The sequence below is a fragment of the Parasutterella excrementihominis YIT 11859 genome (assembly GCF_000205025.1).
GTDB classification, from domain to species: domain Bacteria; phylum Pseudomonadota; class Gammaproteobacteria; order Burkholderiales; family Burkholderiaceae_F; genus Parasutterella; species Parasutterella excrementihominis.
Genome location: NZ_GL883766.1, coordinates 35,162 through 53,097 on the forward strand (window position 1 = coordinate 35,162; position 17,936 = coordinate 53,097).

Annotated in this window: 20 protein-coding genes; 5 read left to right on the forward strand and 15 right to left on the reverse strand. The window is 47.2% G+C overall.

Features of this window, described 5'->3' with window-relative positions; translation table 11 throughout:
* The 14 genes from priA to HMPREF9439_RS12710 form a co-directional block, all read right to left on the reverse strand.
* On the reverse strand, positions 1-2,004 hold the full coding sequence (gene priA, locus HMPREF9439_RS12645; RefSeq protein ID WP_008865153.1) for a replication restart helicase PriA: 2,004 nt from the start codon (positions 2,002-2,004) through the stop codon (positions 1-3).
* Between the two features lie 149 nt (positions 2,005-2,153).
* A complete protein-coding gene (gene hemE / locus HMPREF9439_RS12650; RefSeq protein ID WP_008810366.1) occupies positions 2,154-3,224 on the reverse strand; it encodes a uroporphyrinogen decarboxylase in 1,071 nt (356 codons plus the stop codon).
* Between the two features lie 108 nt (positions 3,225-3,332).
* Positions 3,333-3,701 carry a universal stress protein gene (locus HMPREF9439_RS12655; RefSeq protein ID WP_021868473.1) on the reverse strand — a complete coding sequence of 123 codons (369 nt, stop codon included), beginning with the start codon at positions 3,699-3,701 and terminating at the stop codon, positions 3,333-3,335.
* A gap of 109 nt (positions 3,702-3,810) precedes the next feature.
* Complete coding sequence (locus tag HMPREF9439_RS12660) at positions 3,811-4,224, reverse strand: F0F1 ATP synthase subunit epsilon (RefSeq protein ID WP_008810364.1); 414 nt, start codon at positions 4,222-4,224, stop codon at positions 3,811-3,813.
* Between the two features lie 44 nt (positions 4,225-4,268).
* Entirely contained in the window at positions 4,269-5,672 is a 1,404-nt protein-coding gene (gene atpD, locus HMPREF9439_RS12665) for a F0F1 ATP synthase subunit beta (protein ID WP_008810363.1), read from the reverse strand.
* Positions 5,673-5,701: 29 nt separating this feature from the next.
* Positions 5,702-6,574 carry a F0F1 ATP synthase subunit gamma gene (atpG, locus tag HMPREF9439_RS12670; RefSeq protein ID WP_008810362.1) on the reverse strand — a complete coding sequence of 291 codons (873 nt, stop codon included), beginning with the start codon at positions 6,572-6,574 and terminating at the stop codon, positions 5,702-5,704.
* Between the two features lie 22 nt (positions 6,575-6,596).
* Positions 6,597-8,138, reverse strand: a complete 1,542-nt coding sequence (gene atpA, locus HMPREF9439_RS12675) for a F0F1 ATP synthase subunit alpha (RefSeq protein ID WP_008865155.1) — start codon at positions 8,136-8,138, stop codon at positions 6,597-6,599.
* Positions 8,139-8,156: 18 nt separating this feature from the next.
* Complete coding sequence (locus HMPREF9439_RS12680; protein ID WP_008810360.1) at positions 8,157-8,705, reverse strand: F0F1 ATP synthase subunit delta; 549 nt, start codon at positions 8,703-8,705, stop codon at positions 8,157-8,159.
* A 2-nt stretch (positions 8,706-8,707) separates the two neighbouring features.
* Positions 8,708-9,178, reverse strand: a complete 471-nt coding sequence (locus HMPREF9439_RS12685) for a F0F1 ATP synthase subunit B (RefSeq protein WP_008810359.1) — start codon at positions 9,176-9,178, stop codon at positions 8,708-8,710.
* Positions 9,179-9,248: 70 nt separating this feature from the next.
* Positions 9,249-9,491, reverse strand: a complete 243-nt coding sequence (gene atpE, locus HMPREF9439_RS12690; RefSeq protein WP_008810358.1) for a F0F1 ATP synthase subunit C — start codon at positions 9,489-9,491, stop codon at positions 9,249-9,251.
* A gap of 51 nt (positions 9,492-9,542) precedes the next feature.
* The gene (gene atpB / locus HMPREF9439_RS12695) at positions 9,543-10,370 is read right to left on the reverse strand and encodes a F0F1 ATP synthase subunit A (protein ID WP_008810357.1); all 828 of its coding nucleotides are present in this window, start codon (positions 10,368-10,370) and stop codon (positions 9,543-9,545) included.
* Between the two features lie 19 nt (positions 10,371-10,389).
* The gene (locus HMPREF9439_RS12700; RefSeq protein WP_008810356.1) at positions 10,390-10,734 is read right to left on the reverse strand and encodes an ATP synthase subunit I; all 345 of its coding nucleotides are present in this window, start codon (positions 10,732-10,734) and stop codon (positions 10,390-10,392) included.
* A gap of 136 nt (positions 10,735-10,870) precedes the next feature.
* Positions 10,871-11,728 carry a ParB/RepB/Spo0J family partition protein gene (locus HMPREF9439_RS12705; protein WP_155165919.1) on the reverse strand — a complete coding sequence of 286 codons (858 nt, stop codon included), beginning with the start codon at positions 11,726-11,728 and terminating at the stop codon, positions 10,871-10,873.
* Between the two features lie 31 nt (positions 11,729-11,759).
* The gene (locus tag HMPREF9439_RS12710; RefSeq protein ID WP_008865158.1) at positions 11,760-12,557 is read right to left on the reverse strand and encodes a ParA family protein; all 798 of its coding nucleotides are present in this window, start codon (positions 12,555-12,557) and stop codon (positions 11,760-11,762) included.
* Positions 12,558-12,947: 390 nt separating this feature from the next.
* Between HMPREF9439_RS12710 and HMPREF9439_RS12715 the strand changes: the two genes are divergently transcribed.
* From HMPREF9439_RS12715 to HMPREF9439_RS12735, 5 genes are all read left to right on the forward strand, one after another.
* Entirely contained in the window at positions 12,948-13,868 is a 921-nt protein-coding gene (locus tag HMPREF9439_RS12715) for an MlaE family ABC transporter permease (RefSeq protein WP_241679875.1), read from the forward strand.
* Positions 13,869-13,912: 44 nt separating this feature from the next.
* Positions 13,913-14,629 carry an ABC transporter ATP-binding protein gene (locus HMPREF9439_RS12720; RefSeq protein WP_270208576.1) on the forward strand — a complete coding sequence of 239 codons (717 nt, stop codon included), beginning with the start codon at positions 13,913-13,915 and terminating at the stop codon, positions 14,627-14,629.
* Between the two features lie 2 nt (positions 14,630-14,631).
* Positions 14,632-15,627, forward strand: a complete 996-nt coding sequence (locus HMPREF9439_RS12725; protein ID WP_008865159.1) for an MlaD family protein — start codon at positions 14,632-14,634, stop codon at positions 15,625-15,627.
* Between the two features lie 8 nt (positions 15,628-15,635).
* A complete protein-coding gene (locus HMPREF9439_RS12730) occupies positions 15,636-16,241 on the forward strand; it encodes an ABC-type transport auxiliary lipoprotein family protein (protein WP_040603735.1) in 606 nt (201 codons plus the stop codon).
* 100 nt (positions 16,242-16,341) lie between these two features.
* Positions 16,342-17,172, forward strand: coding sequence for an NADPH-dependent FMN reductase family protein (locus tag HMPREF9439_RS12735; protein WP_008865161.1), 831 nt, complete (start codon positions 16,342-16,344; stop codon positions 17,170-17,172).
* A gap of 119 nt (positions 17,173-17,291) precedes the next feature.
* On the opposite strand, the gene rsmG is transcribed toward HMPREF9439_RS12735, so the two are convergent.
* Positions 17,292-17,936, reverse strand: a complete 645-nt coding sequence (gene rsmG, locus HMPREF9439_RS12740) for a 16S rRNA (guanine(527)-N(7))-methyltransferase RsmG (protein ID WP_008810348.1) — start codon at positions 17,934-17,936, stop codon at positions 17,292-17,294.

The following is a 17,936-nucleotide window of genomic DNA, read 5'->3' on the forward strand; positions in this document are numbered from 1 at the left end:
CTAATAATTCAATGGGTCAACATCGATATACCAGGAACCCTTGGCTTTCAGAGAAAGGGCTTCGGGCTGAAATCGATTTAAAAATTTCTGCATTTCAACTTTGTTGTCCGCCTCGATCAGTAACTGACCCCTTTCTATATCCATGACTTTTTGGACCGTCAGCGGTACAGGTTCAAAAATCCGCACGGAAGGACCTTTGATTTTCTCGGCCAGCGCCTTAAGTTTTTGCAGAAAAGCCAGAACCGAAGAAATCTCTTTACCTTCTGCGACAAGCAGAGCCTGAGCAGAGAAAGGCACCATGAAACTCGCTCGCCGGGCTTCAAGTTCACCGGCCGCGAACCCTTCATAATCCTGGGATTTTAGGTGCTTGAAAATGTCATCTTCGGTATAACGCGTTTGAATTAAAACCTTTCCTTCCGTTTTATCTCTGCCGGCCCTTCCCGAGACTTGCATCAAAACGGAGAACAGCCGCTCTCTGGCCCTATAGTCGGAAGAGAACAACCGAGGATCCGTGTTCAACACAACCACCAGCCCGACGTTCTTAAAGTCGTGTCCTTTTGCGACAATCTGGGTACCGATGAGGATGTCGACGTCACCGTTATGAACTGCATCGAGCACCTTGCTGGCACTTCCTCTCTGGCGTGCGGAATCCTGATCCAGTCTTGAAACCCTTGCTTCCGGCCAGCGAGTTTCCAGTTCTTCCTCGGCCCTCTGAGTGCCGCGTCCTATCGGCAGCAGCTCGTAGGAGCCGCATTTCGGACAAGTTTTCGGAAGAGGCGTCGACCAGCCGCAGTAATGACAGGTTAAACGCCCGGTAGTTTTATGAAATACGGCGTAAGTCGAGCAATGAGGACATGTTGACTGCCATCCGCAGTTCTTACATTCGACCACCGGAGCAAAGCCTCTCCGATTTAAAAATACAATTACCTGACGCCCGGAATTAATCGTTTCGGTAATTGCATCCGCTGTCTCCTGACTCAGGCCGTTAACGGGCTTATCCTTCCGGATATCCACTAGTGAGAGCTCAGGTAAATGAGCATTTGAGTTTGCCCGCTGCGTCAGCTTAAATAATTTGAATTTCCCTTCCAGAGCGTTTTTATAACTTTCCAGCGACGGCGTTGCTGAACCGAGAACAATGGGTATTCTTTCGATCGATGCTCGTTTCAGTGCTAAATCACGGGCGTTATACCTCACTCCTTCCTGAGATTTGAAAGAAGGATCGTGTTCTTCGTCAACCAGGATCAGCTTTAAAGACTTAAAGCTCGCAAATACCGAGAGACGTGTGCCGACTAAAATTCTTGCCCTGCCTTCATGACAAGCAAGCCAAGATGAGGCTTTTTGTCCCTCCGCCATTCCCGAGTTCCAGGAGACGACTTCCAATTGAGGAAAACGACTCTGCACCCTTTCGACAAGCTGGGGCGTAAGGTTAATTTCCGGCACCATTAAAAGAACCTGAGCTGCAGGATCACTCAATAGAACCTTCTCCATCAGATGGAGATAAACCTCGGTTTTTCCGCTTCCTGTGATTCCAAAAATGAGTGCCGGATAAAACGCCCCATCCATCTGGAACTCTTCAACGATCGCGCTCTGTTCCGAATTGAGATGCGGTTTTTCTGAGGGTTCCTTAACGGCTCGCTTCTTCTCTTTTCTTAAACGTTCAAGCGAACGTTCATGAAGTTTCCCGGGAAGTTTTCTAAAAAATTTAGGAAGAGCAGGAATCGCCACCTGTCCCCAACCGCTTTGATAATAGCGAGCGGCGAACGAAGTAAGCGCTAACCAACCGAATGAAAGAGGTGCGATGTCATCAACCCGGGATATGACCTCTCTTAATTTTGAGAATCGGCTTTCTTCGGAAAAGCCCACAACGATCCCAACGACCTTTCTTGTTCCAAGCGGTACAAGGCACCGCTGGCCTACTTGGATTTCAATATCGGCAGGCACAAGGTAATCCAAGGGCTCCCTAATCGGTGAGTCCACGATAACATTAGCGATCCTTTTTGCCATATCCGATGTTAGTAATCTTCCTTCAAACCTATGAAAACTTCGGAGTTCAATTCAAGCCGAGAACCGATTTTGAACTGAACTCCTTACTTAAAGTGCCGTTTCCGTAAATTTTGAGCAAATCCGCTAGGAGAAAAATGCTTTTGAAACGCTTAGCGGGAATGGAATTTACGGCTGTAGGAATGAACTTCGTCGACAAGCGCGGCAACGACCTCAGGATCAGTATCCTTGTCGATTCCGTGGCCAAGGTTAAAGACATGTCCTCCGTTTCCGACATGACCGAAATCTTCAATAACCTTACGGGCCTCTTGTCTCACGACATCTTCGCCGGCAAACAACACAGAAGGATCCAAGTTGCCTTGGAGCGCAACTTTATCCTGAGTCAATGCACGAACCTCTCCGAGACTGACTGTCCAGTCGAGACCCATCGCATCGGCACCGATCTCTGAAATCTCTTTAACCCATGGGGCACAGCCTTTTGTAAAAACGATAGAAGGAATCTTTTGACCGTGTCTCTCACGTTTGACGGAATTGACGATACGTTTCAGGCAGGGAAGTGAGAACTTAAGATAAGCCTCGTGAGACAGTGTGCCTCCCCATGTGTCGAAAACCATTACAGCATCCACACCGCTTTCAATCTGTGCATTCAAATAAGCAATCACAGCGTCCGTATTCTTTTCAAGAATCTCATTGAAAAGGTCAGGACGGCGATACATCATTTCCTTTACTTTGCGGTAATTGGAAGAGCTGCCTCCTTCAACCATATAGCAGGCAAGTGTAAAGGGACTGCCGGAAAAACCGATCAAGGGAATGCGGTTGTTCAATGCGCGCTTAATTTCGCATACGGCATCCGTCACATATTTCAGTTTGTCGGAAGGATCAGGAACATAAAGAGCTTTAACGGCTGCTTCGTCCTGAACCGGTTTTGCAAACTTAGGACCTTCACCGGCAACGAAAGATAAGCCCAAGCCCATTGCATCGGGGATCGTCAGAATGTCCGAAAAGAGAATTGCGGCATCCAGCGGGTATCTGTCCACGGGCTGAAGGGTCACTTCACAAGCGTAATGAGGATTAGTTGCCAGTCCCATGAAACTTCCTGCCTCAGAGCGAGTCTGGCGGTACTCGGGAAGGTATCTTCCAGCTTGTCTCATAAGCCAAATCGGTGTGTAGTCTGTGGGTAACTTACAGAGCGCCCGAAGAAAAGTATCGTTTTGAAGTTTCATAGCCGTTGCAAAAATTACGATTTAACAGATTCGGATTGTAATTACAAATCCTGAAAGAGCCCTTATAAAAAAAGCGTCCCGAAAGACGCTTTAACAAATGTTCTTTTTTTAACGTACCACAAGGACCGGTCTGTCGGCCTTGGCGAGGACCTGCTGAGTTGAACTGCCGATAAAGAGAGAGCCGAGCGTGCCCAACCCGCGGCTAGCCATGACAATAAAGCGTACGTCTCTTTCCTGAGCGACTTTGAGAATGGCGTCAGGGATGGAAGTTCCGACAACTTCCGAGACTTCGCACGGAACTCCGACTCTCTGACAAGCATCTTTAACATCATCCAAAGTTCTTGCAGCGGTCTCTGAACCTTTAGCTTTGACGACGGTTATGCCCAGAACACAAGTATTGAGATTTTTTGCCAGCTTGGCTGCGGTCACGATTGCCTTTTCAGAAAGCTCGGAACCATCGGTAGAAACTAAAATCACTGGATTCTCCATGTATTGAGTATATCTTTGGTATTTTAGTCTAAGCAGAAAAGAAAAAACTCCGAAACTTCCATGAGAAGATCGGAGTTTAAGAGAACTAATACAAGTATTAGTGTTTGATTCTCTGAAGGATGCGGAGCTGTTCGGCAAGCATACCGATTTCGGCTTCGACCTTCGCCAGTTCGATTTCGCTGGCAGCAGTCTTTGCAGCTGCCTTTGCTTTTTCCATAGCTTCTTTTGCTTTCGCTTCGTCGAGATCCTTGCTTCTGATCGCTACGTCAGCTAAGACGATCACGTGGAAGGGCTGGATTTCGAGAACTCCGCCGGCTACGAAAATTTCTTCCTCGTCCTGTGCACTCTTGCGAATACGAACAAGACCCGGACGAATCAGCGTAATCAGGGGAGTATGGCCTGGCAGAATACCGAGCTCGCCTTCGATACCGGGCAGAGCTACAAACTCGGCGTTGCCGCTAAAAAGGCTTTCCTCAGCATTAACAACGTCGACTTTTAAGGTTTTTTCCATTTAATTCTCCAGGTAGCCGGTGAGGGAAGATCCCTCACCTAGGATTACTTGATTGTCTTAGCCTTTTCGAAAGCTTCGTCAATCGTGCCTACCATGTAGAAAGCCTGTTCCGGCAGTTTGTCGCACTCGCCGTCAACAATCATCTTGAAGCCGCGAATCGTTTCCTTCATCGGAACATACTTACCGGGCTGACCGGTAAAGACTTCAGCAACGTGGAAGGGCTGAGAAAGGAATCTCTGGATCTTACGAGCTCTGGTAACAGCGAGCTTGTCTTCCGGAGAGAGTTCGTCCATACCCAGAATCGCGATAATGTCGCGGAGTTCTTTGTAACGCTGCAGAGTGGCCTGAACACGACGTGTGACAGAGTAGTGCTCTTCACCGATGATGTGCGGGTCAATCTGACGCGAAGTGGAGTCAAGCGGGTCAACAGCCGGATAAATACCGAGAGCTGCAATATCACGAGACAACACAACTGTGGCGTCCAAGTGGCCGAATGTTGTAGCCGGAGACGGGTCAGTCAAGTCGTCAGCAGGAACGTAAACGGCCTGAATGGAGGTAATGGAACCGACCTTCGTAGAAGCAATACGTTCCTGGAGCTTACCCATTTCTTCAGCCAGTGTCGGCTGATAGCCCACAGCGGAGGGCATACGGCCTAACAAAGCGGACACTTCGGTACCGGCCAGTGTGAAACGGTAAATGTTGTCAATGAACAGAAGAATGTCGCGACCTTCGTCACGGAATGCTTCAGCCATTGTCAAACCGGTCAACGCAACGCGGAGACGGTTTCCGGGAGGTTCGTTCATCTGACCGAAAACCATGGCCACTTTGTCCAGAACCTTGGATTCGCCCATTTCGTGGTAGAAGTCGTTACCTTCACGAGTACGTTCACCAACACCGGCAAACACGGAGTAACCGCCGTAAGCCTTAGCGATGTTGTTGATGAGCTCCATCATGTTAACGGTTTTACCCACACCGGCACCGCCGAACAGACCGACCTTACCGCCTTTAGCGAACGGGCAAACAAGGTCAATAACCTTAATGCCGGTTTCAAGCAGGTCAACGGACGGGCTCAGTTCGTCGAACTTCGGAGCGGCACGGTGAATCGGCATACGTTTTTCTTCACCGATTTCGCCGGCTTCGTCAACCGGACGTCCCAAAACGTCCATGATTCGGCCGAGGGTCTTCGGACCAACCGGAACCATAATGCCGTGTCCGAGAGCCTTAACGGCCATACCGCGCTGGAGACCTTCAGAAGAACCCATAGCAATGGTTCTTACTACGCCGTCTCCAAGCTGTTGCTGCACTTCAAAGGTCAGGCCTTCTTCAGCCAGCTTGTTGTTTTCGTCCTTTTCAAGAACGAGTGCGTCGTAAACTTTGGGCATTTCGTCGCGAGGGAACTCGATGTCCACCACCGCGCCGATGACCTGTACGATCTTTCCGATACTCATAGGTATTCCTCGATTCGATATCTTTTCAATTAAGACACTGCAGCAGCACCACCGACGATTTCGGTAATTTCCTTGGTAATGCCGGCCTGACGTGTCTTGTTGTAAACCAGTTCCAGATCGTCGATAAGCTTCTTAGCGTTATCAGAAGCGGCCTTCATGGCGACCATTCGAGCACTCTGCTCGCTGGCCATGTTTTCGGCAACAGCCTGATAAATCAGAGCCTCAACGTAACGCTTAAGGAGAACTTTCAAAACTTCATCTGCGCTAGGTTCGTAGATGTAGTCCCAAGAATTCTCGTGCTTGTCCGTCTCAACCGCAGATTTCGGGAGCGGAAGAAGCTGTTCAATAACCGGCTCCTGCTTCATCGCATTGATAAAGCGAGAGTAGGCAATGTAGACGACGTCAACTCTGCCTTCTTGGAACGCTTCGATCTGAACCTTAATGGCTCCGAGCAAGCGCTCAAGGTTAGGACGGTCGCCTAACTGCGTAACCTGGGAAACAACCGGGATGCCAACGCGTTGGAGGAAGCCCAAGCCCTTGTTACCAATGGCAGTAGCTTCGACTTTTTTGCCTTCTTGTGCCCAATCTCTGAAAGTATGAGCAAGAAGTCTCTGAATGTTTGTATTCAGAGCGCCGGCCAGGCCTTTGTCGGTGGACACGCAGATCAAGCCGATGTTATTGACTTCCTTAACTTTACGAAGGAAGGGATGAACAGCCTCGGTAGAAGCGTCTGCAAGGTGACCGATTAAGTTACGGATCGTATTTCCGTAGGGACGAGCAGCCCTCATACGATCTTGTGCCTTCTTCATCTTAGAAGCAGCCACCATCTCCATCGCCTTTGTGATCTTTCTGGTGTTGTGCACCGATCTGATCTTAGCTCGTATCTCTTTGGTACTTGGCATTAGGATCCTCTAACGTGGCTTATTAAAAAGCACCGGATTTCTTGAACTCTTTAACTGCTTCAGTCAAGAGCTGTTCGTCTTCCTTAGACAGGGCTTTCTGCTGTTCAATGCGCTCAATCAGATCAGCATGATTGATCTTCATGTAATCCTGCATAGCAGCTTCGACCTTCAGAGCGTCCTTAACTTCGACATCGTCGTAAGCGCCGATGTTGATGGCGAACAGAACCAATGCTTCTTCCCAAACCTGCAGCGGCTGGTACTGATCCTGTTTCATCAGTTCAGTAACGATACGGCCGCGTTCGAGCTGTTTACGTGTTGCTTCGTCAAGGTCGCTGGCGAACTGAGCGAAGGCAGCAAGCTCACGATACTGAGCAAGAGCCAAACGAACACCGCCGCCGAGTTTCTTAATGACCTTAGTCTGAGCTGCACCACCGACTCGAGAAACAGAGATACCGGGGTTGATAGCGGGACGGATACCGGCATTGAAAAGGTCGGTTTCCAAGAAGATCTGGCCGTCAGTAATAGAAATCACGTTGGTCGGAACGAAAGCGGTAACGTCACCGGCCTGTGTTTCAATGATCGGGAGAGCGGTCATAGAACCGGTCTTGCCCTTAACGGCACCCTTAGTGAAACGTTCTACGTATTCGGGGTTCACACGAGCGGCTCTTTCGAGCAGACGGCTGTGGAGGTAGAAAACGTCGCCAGGGTAGGCTTCACGTCCAGGCGGACGACGAAGCAGCAGGGAGATCTGACGATAAGCCCAGGCCTGTTTTGTCAAGTCATCATAGACGATGAGGGAGTCTTCACCGCGGTCGCGGAAGTATTCGCCCATTGTTGCACCGGCATAAGGTGCAATGTACTGCATAGCAGCAGATTCAGATGCGGAAGCAGCAACAACAATGGTGTATTCCAATGCGCCGTATTCTTCGAGTTTACGAACAACGTTAGCGATCGTGGAAGCCTTCTGACCGATAGCAACATAGATACAGGTCAGATCTTTGCCTTTCTGGTTGATGATCGTGTCGATAGCTACAGCAGTCTTACCTGTCTGTCGGTCGCCAATGATCAACTCACGCTGGCCGCGGCCGATAGGAACCATGGAGTCAATAGACTTCAGACCTGTCTGAACCGGCTGGCTAACGGACTGACGTTCAATAACGCCAGGAGCAACTTTTTCAACAACGTCAAACTCAGTTGTTTCGATCGGGCCTTTACCGTCAATCGGCTGACCCAAGGCGTTAACAACGCGGCCTTTCAATGCGGGTCCGACGGGAACCTGCAGAATGCGGCCGGTAGTCTTAACGATATCGCCTTCGGTAATATGTGTGTAGTCGCCCAAAATAACGGCACCGACGGAATCTCTTTCAAGGTTAAGAGCAAGACCGTATGTGTTATTCGGGAATTCAAGCATTTCGCCCTGCATCACGTCAGAAAGACCGTGAACACGGCAAATACCGTCGGTAACGGAGACAACCGTACCTTCAGTGCGAAGGTTGGTGTTCAAACCCATACCTTCGATTCGCTGCTTCAGCAGCTCGCTAATCTCACTCGGATTGAGTTGCATAGCTTTTCAACTCCGTAATTAACTTGTGAGGGCAGACTGCATCTCTGCAAGCCGCGCCTTAACTGTTCCATCAAGAACCTTGTCCCCGACAATGACTCTCACGCCGCCGATGAGGTCTTTATCGACCACGACTTTCGGCAGGAGCTTAATTCCGGGAAACTTCTTGTCCAAGGCCTTGATAAGGTCCGCTACCTGATCATCCGATAAGGGGAAGGCCGTTTCAATGGTGACATCGGCTTCCTTGTTTTCGTGATTCAGTAATTCGCGGTACTGTGCAGTGATCTGCGGGAGGGCTTCGATTCTGCCGTTCTGGATGACTAACTTAAGAAGGTTCTCAGCTTCTTGCGGAACGGCCTTATCCAGCATTCCTCTGATAAGTTCGTAAATCTGATCCGAGCTTAAAGAGGGATCGCTAGCGAGTTCTTTAAGCTTCGGGTCGGCGACAATCTCATCAATGGTGTCGAGGACGGGAATAAGCTTTTGAGCTAAGCCCTCTTCCTTACTTTCTTTGACGGCCTTCAGCAAAGCTTCGGCATAAGGCCGTGCAATTGTTGAGATCTCTGCCATGATTACAGTTTCGCCTTAAGTTGGTCAAGCAATTGCTGGTGAGCGGAAGCGTCGACTTCCTTACCCAAAATCTGGGAAGCGCCGGAAACAGCCAGCTGAGCAACCTGATCTCTCAAGGCGTCACGGGCAGACTGAACTTCCTGAGCAGCCTGAGCACGAGCAGCGGCGATAATCTTATCGGCCTCAACCTGTGCCTGAGCTTTTGCTTCTTCAATAATGGCTTGGCCACGCTTTTCGCCCTGGGCCACGATGACCTGCGACTGGGCACGTGCAGCGGCTTCGATAGAAGCGCCTTCTTTCTTGGCTTCTTCCAAAGCATGTTCGCCGCGATCAGCTGCGGCAAGGCCGTCAGCTATCTTTTTCTGCCGCTCTTCGATTGCTCGATTGAGCGGTGGCCAAATGAACTTCATGGTGATCCAGGCACCGACGAAGAACACGGCCATCTGTACGAACAATGTGGCATTAATGTTCATTTTCTAATCCCTTAAGCACTCGGGGTCCGAGTGCAGTTTGTCTATGGAAACCTGTTGGATGGTTGGCTTATTAGCCGACAAACGGGTTAGCAAAGGCAAACATCATGGCGATACCGACACCGATAAGGAAGGCAGCGTCGATAAGACCGGCCAGAAGGAACATCTTGGTCTGCAGTGTGTTGATAAGCTCAGGCTGACGAGCAGAAGCTTCGAGGTATTTGCTACCCATGATAGCGATACCGATACAGGCACCGAAGGCACCAAAGCCAATGATCAGGCCGCAAGCCAATGCAACATATGCAACGTTTGTCATAACGAACTCCTTGTTTAATATGACGTATTTAAATCAAAAGAAAGAAAAGAATTAGTGTCCTTCGTGAGACTGACCAATGTAGACGAGAGTCAACATCATCATAATGAAGGCCTGAAGCAACACGATAAGAATATGGAATAACCACCAGCAGAGACCGGCAAAGAACTGGCCGAGTACACCGAAAGCAGCAAGTCCGACTTCTCCTTCCCAAAGCATTCCGGTGAGGAGCGCAATGAGGAAGAACAAGAGTTCACCCGCATACATATTACCGAAAAGTCGCATGCCGAGAGAAACTGTTTTTGCCAAATATTCAATGATATTCAGCAGGAAATTGAACGGCCAGAGAAGAATGAAGTTACCGAAAGGAGCAGTGAAAAGCTCTTTTCCGAAACCGGCCGGTCCCTTAATTTTGATACCGTAGTAAATCATCAGCAGCAATACGCCGACGGAAATACCCATAGAACCGTTAAGGTCAGCGGTAGGCAGAGGACGCATGTAATGAATGCCGAACCAGCCGCAAATGGCAGGAATCAAGTCAACCGGAATAAGGTCGATAGCGTTCATCAGGGTGACCCAAACGAAAACGGTCAGAGCCAAAGGAGCGATAAACGTGCGGTCTCCGTGAACAATGGATTTAGCCTGTTCCGAAACCATATCGACGAGCATTTCAACTGCGCACTGCCACTTACCCGGGACTCCGCTTGTGGCTTTTTTGGCTGCACTGTACATGAGCCAAACTGCCAACAGCATCATAAGGATAGAGAAAACAGCGGTGTCGAAGTTAAAAACGCTGAAGTCGACAATGCTTCCTTGCTTAGCACCAATGTTGTTTAAATGCGTCAAATGGTGCTGAATATACTCAGTAGCCGTGCCTGCCATGATTCGTTTATTCCTTCAATTATTTCCTGCTTGCCAAAGCAAAAATATGACTTAGTAAAACTATTCCAGCTGACAAAATAAATGGCAGCCAGCTTAATTCTTTATAAAACAAAGCGACGCTGAAAAATCCTAAGATCACCAGCGACACTTTTATGAATTCGTATAAGAAGATTGCTAACGGATGGGCTTGCTGATTCCGAAACAAATGCATCAGTAAGACGACGAGCATTGAAGGGAGCGCACAAACCAAACCGCCCAAGAGGGATGAAATTCCGGCCACAGAACCTGCCGCAACCCAAGAAACAAGGCCACAAAGAATGACGGCTCCGCTTTGCCAGAAAACAGTTCTTCTCAAGGCCTTCATGGTCTCAAAAATCTCCTTGTTTCCCGTCCTGACAGCAAAAATCCGAATGCATTCTAATGAGTTAGGCCAAAATGAGCAACTGAATCAATCAATTATCATCCGTTTGAATGAAGGGTTTGTTCCAATAAATATAGCTTTATTTATTATTTAGAGACCTTAAAAGTTCAAGAATTGCGGCAAATTCTTTTTCATTTTTAAATGAAATCTGTAAGTTACCTCTTCCTTTAGAATTTGATACAAGTTTTACATCTGTATTCAGGATTTTTGAAAGCTCATCCTCAAATTTAGTAAATTCCGAGCTTTTTTGCACCGTTTTATGGGGATTCTCGCTTGTATTTTCCCTTTCTTTATAACGCGCAACGTATTCCTCAGTCTGTCGGACGGAGAGTCCTTTTTCTTTGATTTGCTGGGCAAGCCAGACTTGCTGTTCTTCCGGGAGAGAGAGCAGGGCTCTTGCGTGACCCATTTCTATTTCACCGGCTCTGAGCATGGTCTTAACCGCTTCCGGCAAACCTAACAGACGAAGAAGATTAGATATCATCGGTCTGGAACGGCCGATAGCCTCTGCTACACCTTCATGACTGTATTTGAATTCTTCAATGAGTCTTTGAATCCCTTCCGCGGTTTCCAAAGCATTGAGGTCTTTTCTCTGAAGATTTTCGACAAGGCCAACGATCATGGCCTGCTTATCGCTCACGTCCAAAATCGTTACCGGGACTTTTTTCAACCCTGCTATTTTGGCAGCCTGGTAGCGTCGTTCACCGGCCAAAATTTCATACTTGTCCGAGGAGAGCTTTCTTACAACAATCGGATTTAGGATCCCGTTTTGTTTAATGGATTGTGCTAACTCGGCCAAGCCGGAATTTTCAACGTCGTTTCTCGGCTGAAATTTTCCCGGCTTGAGAGCCGAAAGCGGCAAAGAACTTTTCGGCTCCGGAACCTTCGGATTGTCTATCACATCGGCAACGTTTTTCATACTGAAAACGCTGTCCATATTTTTTCCTAATCCTTTTCTAACAACCACTTCAACCCTCACGCTTTCTGTTTTTGAGAAGTTTCTTTAACTTGTCTTTTTTCACAAGTTCTTCTGCAAACGTTTTATAAGATACGGCGCCTCTTGATGAGGGGTCGTACTGAATCCCTGAAAGTCCGTAGCTAGGGGCTTCTGCGAGGCGAACATTTGTCGGAATAACGGAAGAGAAAACCGATGACCCGAAATATCCGGAGAGCTGCTCGCTAACTTCACGCTGAAGCGTAATACGAGGATCAAACTTCACTCTCAAAAGACCGGTAATCACCAAACCGCTGTTCACTTGCTCTCGGACGGCGCGAATACTCAGCAATAAGTCTGAAACACCTTCAAGAGAGTAGTACTCGCACGTCATCGGAATAATCAGACCGTCTGCCGCACAAAATGCATTGATTGTCAGAATTGAAAGTGTAGGAGGGCAGTCAATGATAATGACGTCATATTGCCCAGACACTTCGTCCAGCTTCGTCTTTAACCTCAGCTCTTTTCTCGCTGCAGACAATAATTCTTCCTCGGCTGCGGCAAGCTTTCTATTAGAACCCAGAATGTCGTAGCCGGATGTGGAGTGAGTGATCACTTTCTTTATGTCCGCTCTGTCCAACAATACTTCGTAAACAGATTGAACAAGATTATTTTTCTCAAGCCCGCTCCCTGTCGTCGCGTTTCCCTGTGGATCAAGGTCAACCAACAAAACATTAAAAGACAGCTGAGACAACGCAGCAGCTAAGTTAACGGCTGTGGTCGTTTTTCCCACACCGCCCTTTTGATTAGCTATACAGTAAATTTTTGCCATGTTGTCTATATATTCCGAAATTTTTCAAGCCGATTAGTAAATTCTTTAATTTTACCCAATTAGGGAAAAAGGTTTTTAGCTGTTTAATTTTTAGTAATGACAGACATAACTTTTCACCTTTGTACGGCGGCGACCGAATACTCTTATCAGAATCCGGAATAACCCAATCTACACACTCTCCGAGGGAGATGGATACCAGGGAGGCTAGAATTTCTGCATCTACTGAACTACATTTCTATTAACTAGATGGATAAGCAACTTTCGGTCAAACTCCCGCCGTCTCTCACTGCAGAGACCTCTGTGAAAATATGGGAGCAGGTCCTCGGAGCGGAAAGTTCAGGACAGACTATTTTTGACGCATCGGACCTTACCTTTTGTGATGAGTCCGGTTTGACACTCTTATACGAGCTGCGGTCGAGACCTGACGCTTTTAAACTTATCAACGTATCGGCCAGCATTGAAACGCTTTACAACACAATGCTGAAGAATTTTTCTCCGAAACCGGTCGAGAAAAAATCTCTAGGCGTTGTAAGCAGTCTCGGAAAATGGCTTTACGACGCTGCCTCTTCCACCAAGCAAAGCATCATTTTTTTAGGTTCGGCATGCTGCGCTCTGACAGACGTGTTGCTGCATCCGTCTCAAATCCGTTTCGGAGAAATTCTCTCCGTCTCAGATGAGGCCGGCAGCAGAGCCGTAGGCATTATCTGCCTTATCGGTTTCTTAATGGGCGTCATTATCGCTTTTGAAACGGCCTTAGTTGCTCAAATTTTCGGAGCCGTTATTTTCGTAGTCAATGGTATCGGAATTGCGATGACAAGAGAATTGGGGCCTCTTATGACCGCAATCCTCTTTGCCGGTCGAAGTGGTTCTGCCTTCGCAGCCCAGCTCGGAACTCAAAAAGTTAATGAAGAATTAAATGCATTAACGACCTTCGGCCTGAGCCCAATGTACTTTTTAGTCGTTCCTCGCCTGATCGCTTCCTCCCTTGTCGTGCCGCTATTGTCTGTCTTTGCCACGATCCTAGGGATCCTTGGAGGAGGTCTAGTCATGGCAATGTACGACATTACGTATACACAGTTTTATGTACAGCTACTTAAATCCGTGACTGTGACCGATATTGTTTTCGGGTTAGTGAAGGCTGTAATTTTCGGTTTTGTAATTGCACTTATCGGGTGTCAATGCGGTATGAACACCGGTGCCGGTGCAGCTGCCGTCGGTTCTTCTACGACGAAATCCGTTGTTAAAAGCATTATTTGGATTGTCGTGATCGACGGTGCTGCAGCTCTTCTGACTAACAGGTTGGGAATATGATGGACACCTCTAAGAAATCCGTAATAAGTGTGCGTAACCTCACGATGGGTTGGCCGGGAAAGATTCTTTTAGAGAATGTATCTTTCGATATTTATGAAAAACAAATTGTTTTCATAATGGGAGGGTCCGGCTGCGGAAAATCCACGTTGATGAAAACTATCATCGGTTTGAATCCGCCCATGGCCGGAGACATACTTATTCGAGGAAAAAGTATTATCAACTCGGGAAAAGAAATTCCTGAAATTCAGCGAAGCTTAGGCATCATGTACCAAAGCGGAGCCTTGTTCGGTTCTCTAACTGTTTTGGAAAACGTCCGTTTCCCGTTGGATCAATTTTCAAAACTACCCTTAGAAGCCAGAAACCTAACTGCACAAATGCTTCTGAACGCTATGGAGATGCCCGGTTCGGCCAACTTAACTCCCGGGGAACTTTCCGGAGGCATGATCAAGAGAGCCGGCATAGCCAGAGCCCTGTCTCTCGGAGCAACTATTCTTCTATTAGACGAACCAAGCGCAGGACTTGACCCTATAACTGCGGCCAACTTAGACCAAACAATACGCAAACTTCGCGACAATCTAGGGGCAACTTTCGTCATTGTCAGTCACGAATTGAAAAGTATTTTTAGAATCGCAGACAGATGCATCATGCTTGATCCAAAAACACGTTCCATCATCGCCGACGGGGCACCTAACGACTTACAAAAAAATTCTCCTAACCCGTGGGTTAGACAATTTTTTAATGCTCAACCTGATGCGGAGTAGAAATGGGAGTTAAAACAAATTATTTCAGATTGGGCCTGTTTGTAGTCGCTGCCATTGCAGCGGCAATCGCCTCTATCCTTATACTTCTCGGCCCGAGCCTTGGAAAGCCGTACGCAGAAATGGAGACGTATTTCCAATTTTCTATCAGCGGACTAGAAGTCGGAGCCCCGGTTAAATTTAGAGGTATCCAGGTCGGACAGGTTCAAGAGATTCTCTTATCGACGGAAGCCTATCCGTCTTCTTCTCAAGAAATTCTTTCTGAGACCAAAGCTGTTGCCGTTGTAAGAATGAGAATGGAACTGGCTGGAAAGGAAGTTGAATCCCACCTTCAGGACTATATTAATCACGGTCTGAGAATCCAAACACAGCTTGCGGGCATCACCGGCTCCTTGTATCTCTCTGTAGATTTCCTGGATCCGAAGAAATATCCCGCAGATCGTGTTCCTTTTGATTGGAAACCTAAGTATTTGTTCATTCCGTCAGCTCCAAGCTTGAGCAATGAAATTGTTGAAAATGTCAAAGGCTTCCTTGCCAGTCTTGATTCTTTAAATATCAACAAAGATCTCCAGGAAACCGTCCCCGTGATCCAATCTCTCATTGCTAATCTTGAGAGGATCGCGAACGGAATTGATCCGTCCTCCTTTAATAAACTTGGAAGCTCTCTTTCCAACCTACTTAACCAAGCTGACAACAAGATCAATCAGTTCGACATCAACCAGCTGAACACACTCATTGCGCAGCTGGATAAATCTGCTGAGCAAATCGGCAACCTCAGTCAAAAAGCTGAGACTAAACAGCTCGTAACCAACCTGACAAACTTATCTCGTAATCTAAATCAGATGGTTTCTAACAATGGTTACGACGTAACGGTTACGCTTATGAACTTAAGTAAGATCGCACAAAATTTAAAGAATCTTACGAACAATATTTCGGATTCCGCCTCTGAGTTTTTAGCACCAGCGCCAAAGACAGCAGAACCCTTCCAAGTTAATAAATAGGCACGCTTATGAAGAGAAGAACTCTTGCTTTAGGACTTTTAACCGGACTAGCCAGCTGCTCAATCCTCCCTGAAAGACCTCCGCTGAAGCTCTATACACTTCTTGCGAATCTAAACACTCAGGACTGCAGAGCACCGAAACGCCGTCTCTCCAGTGTGCGCATCAATTCCCCTATGATTGCGTCTCCCTATGACAGTACGCGCTGCTATGTGTTAATTAAGGACAACCGAATCTACAACACAGACATCAATAGGTTTTCATCTAATCCCGGCAACCTCATCGGAGACGGCTTACGCGAAGTCATACAAGACTGTGGACCATGGAATATTGTCCTTTCTCCTAATTCCATCAGTACACCTGCTTATCAGCTCACGGTCTTTGTTTCCAAGTTCTTCATCAATGCTGTTAAGAAACCGTTTGCAGCTGTCGTCGAAATGGAAGTTTCTGTGGTGGCAAGCGTTTCCGGCAAACTGGTTTTCCATGAAACCTACAGCCAAACACAGAACACGCCAACAGACGATATGCCGGGAGCCGTGAGCGCCTTTGATGTCTGCCTCGAGAACATCTTCAAGACATTAACCAACGACCTCAATAAGCAAGCCACAAGAATGTGAGGTTAGCGTGCTTGTTCCTCTCTGATTTAAGCTCACTCTGGACTCGCGCCTTCTCCTAATCCGAAGAGGCGAGGGGAAGGCTATAGGAATTCTGGAAATAATGAAATCGATAACGCGTCGCGCCTTATTAACGATTCTCGCCGGTTTTTCTTTTTTTAATCCGGCAGCAGTCCTAAGCGCAAAAGAAAAAGAGTTAGCGATTTTCTATAGTTTCTCGGGAAACTCTAAGAGAGTCACAGAAATTTTTCAAAAATTAGAGCACTGCGATATCTCAGAAATTAAAACCTTGGAGCCTTATAACGCTTATGACGCGAGAGAGGACAGAAAGAAGAGAGAACTTCCTCCCATCTCACCGTTGAACATAGATTTGGACAATTACCGAAAGATCGTCCTGATTTTTCCTGTCTGGGGGTACACGCCGGCTTTGCCGATGCAAAGCTTCCTGAGGAAACATTCACTAAACAACGAAGTGGAAATTATTTCCGTAGGTGTCGGACGGCTAGGCGGAATGTATAAAGACGTCCATAAGCTGCTTCCTCACGCAAAGATCACACGCTTCACACACGTCCCTAGGGCCTCCGACCTCACTGATAGGGAACTTGAGACGATGCTCCGCAATCGATCTTTGCCTCCTTCAATGCATGCCATACTCACAAAAGGCTTGGATGCCTACAAAGAAGAAATTAAAGCGCGCATTGATTTCACAAATGCAGAATTTGCAAAGATGCTTCCGAGAACGGCCACATGGTGCAAAACACCACAGGTAAAGCCTAAGCCGCGTCTAAGTACCAATCCTGCACCTGACTGTCTGAGTTTTCAAAATAATATTCTGTATTTCAATGGGCAGCCCATCGGCATGGGCGTCTTTTATGGTGCACTTCCTTCGGAAGGAAGCGAAGTAACAATTTCCGGTTCGACGAACGCAGTCTGAAATCTCATTAAGCGTTAGCATTTTCTTGTGAGCTGCGATTGTTCACCGCAACTCACAAATAAAGGGACGATGTTGAGTTACATCTTCCTTAATAAAAATTGAAGCGAACTTTAAGCTCCTTATTTCTTCTTTAAAACTATCAGATGTCTTTCAGTATCCAGGAAAGGAACTTTCAGCTCTATCACTTTCTCCACACCAACACCGGCCGGAAGCTCGTTAATTTCCTCGACCGGATACTTGCCTTTCATGGCTAGCCATCGTCCATTCTCGTCAATTAAGTGCTCAGTTAACGTCACGAAGCTTGCTAATGAAGAGAATGCTCTGCAACTAATTAAATTAAAAGGCTTTAATGGATGAAAATTTTCAACTCTTTCATTAAAAGCATTGACATTCGGAAGTTTCAGTTGAATGACCGCTTGTCGAACAAAAGTTATTTTCTTATTAACCGTGTCGATTAAATTAAAGTCAAAATCTTTCAAGAAGATTGACAAGGGAATAGCAGGTAATCCCCCGCCACACCCAACGTCCAAAGTTCTGCAACCTACTTCTGATCCGTACAACTTGAAATAAGGAAGTAGCGTCAAAGAATCCAACAGATGTTTTCTAATTACGTCCCCTTCGTCTCGAATCGCTGTAAGGTTATAAACTTTATTCCATTTCAGCAACAGCTCGGAGAAAGAAATCAACTTTGAAACCTCTTCTTCACCGGCTGTTATCCCGAGCCTTTCCAATCCTTGGATGAGTTCTTCTCGATTCTTTTCCAT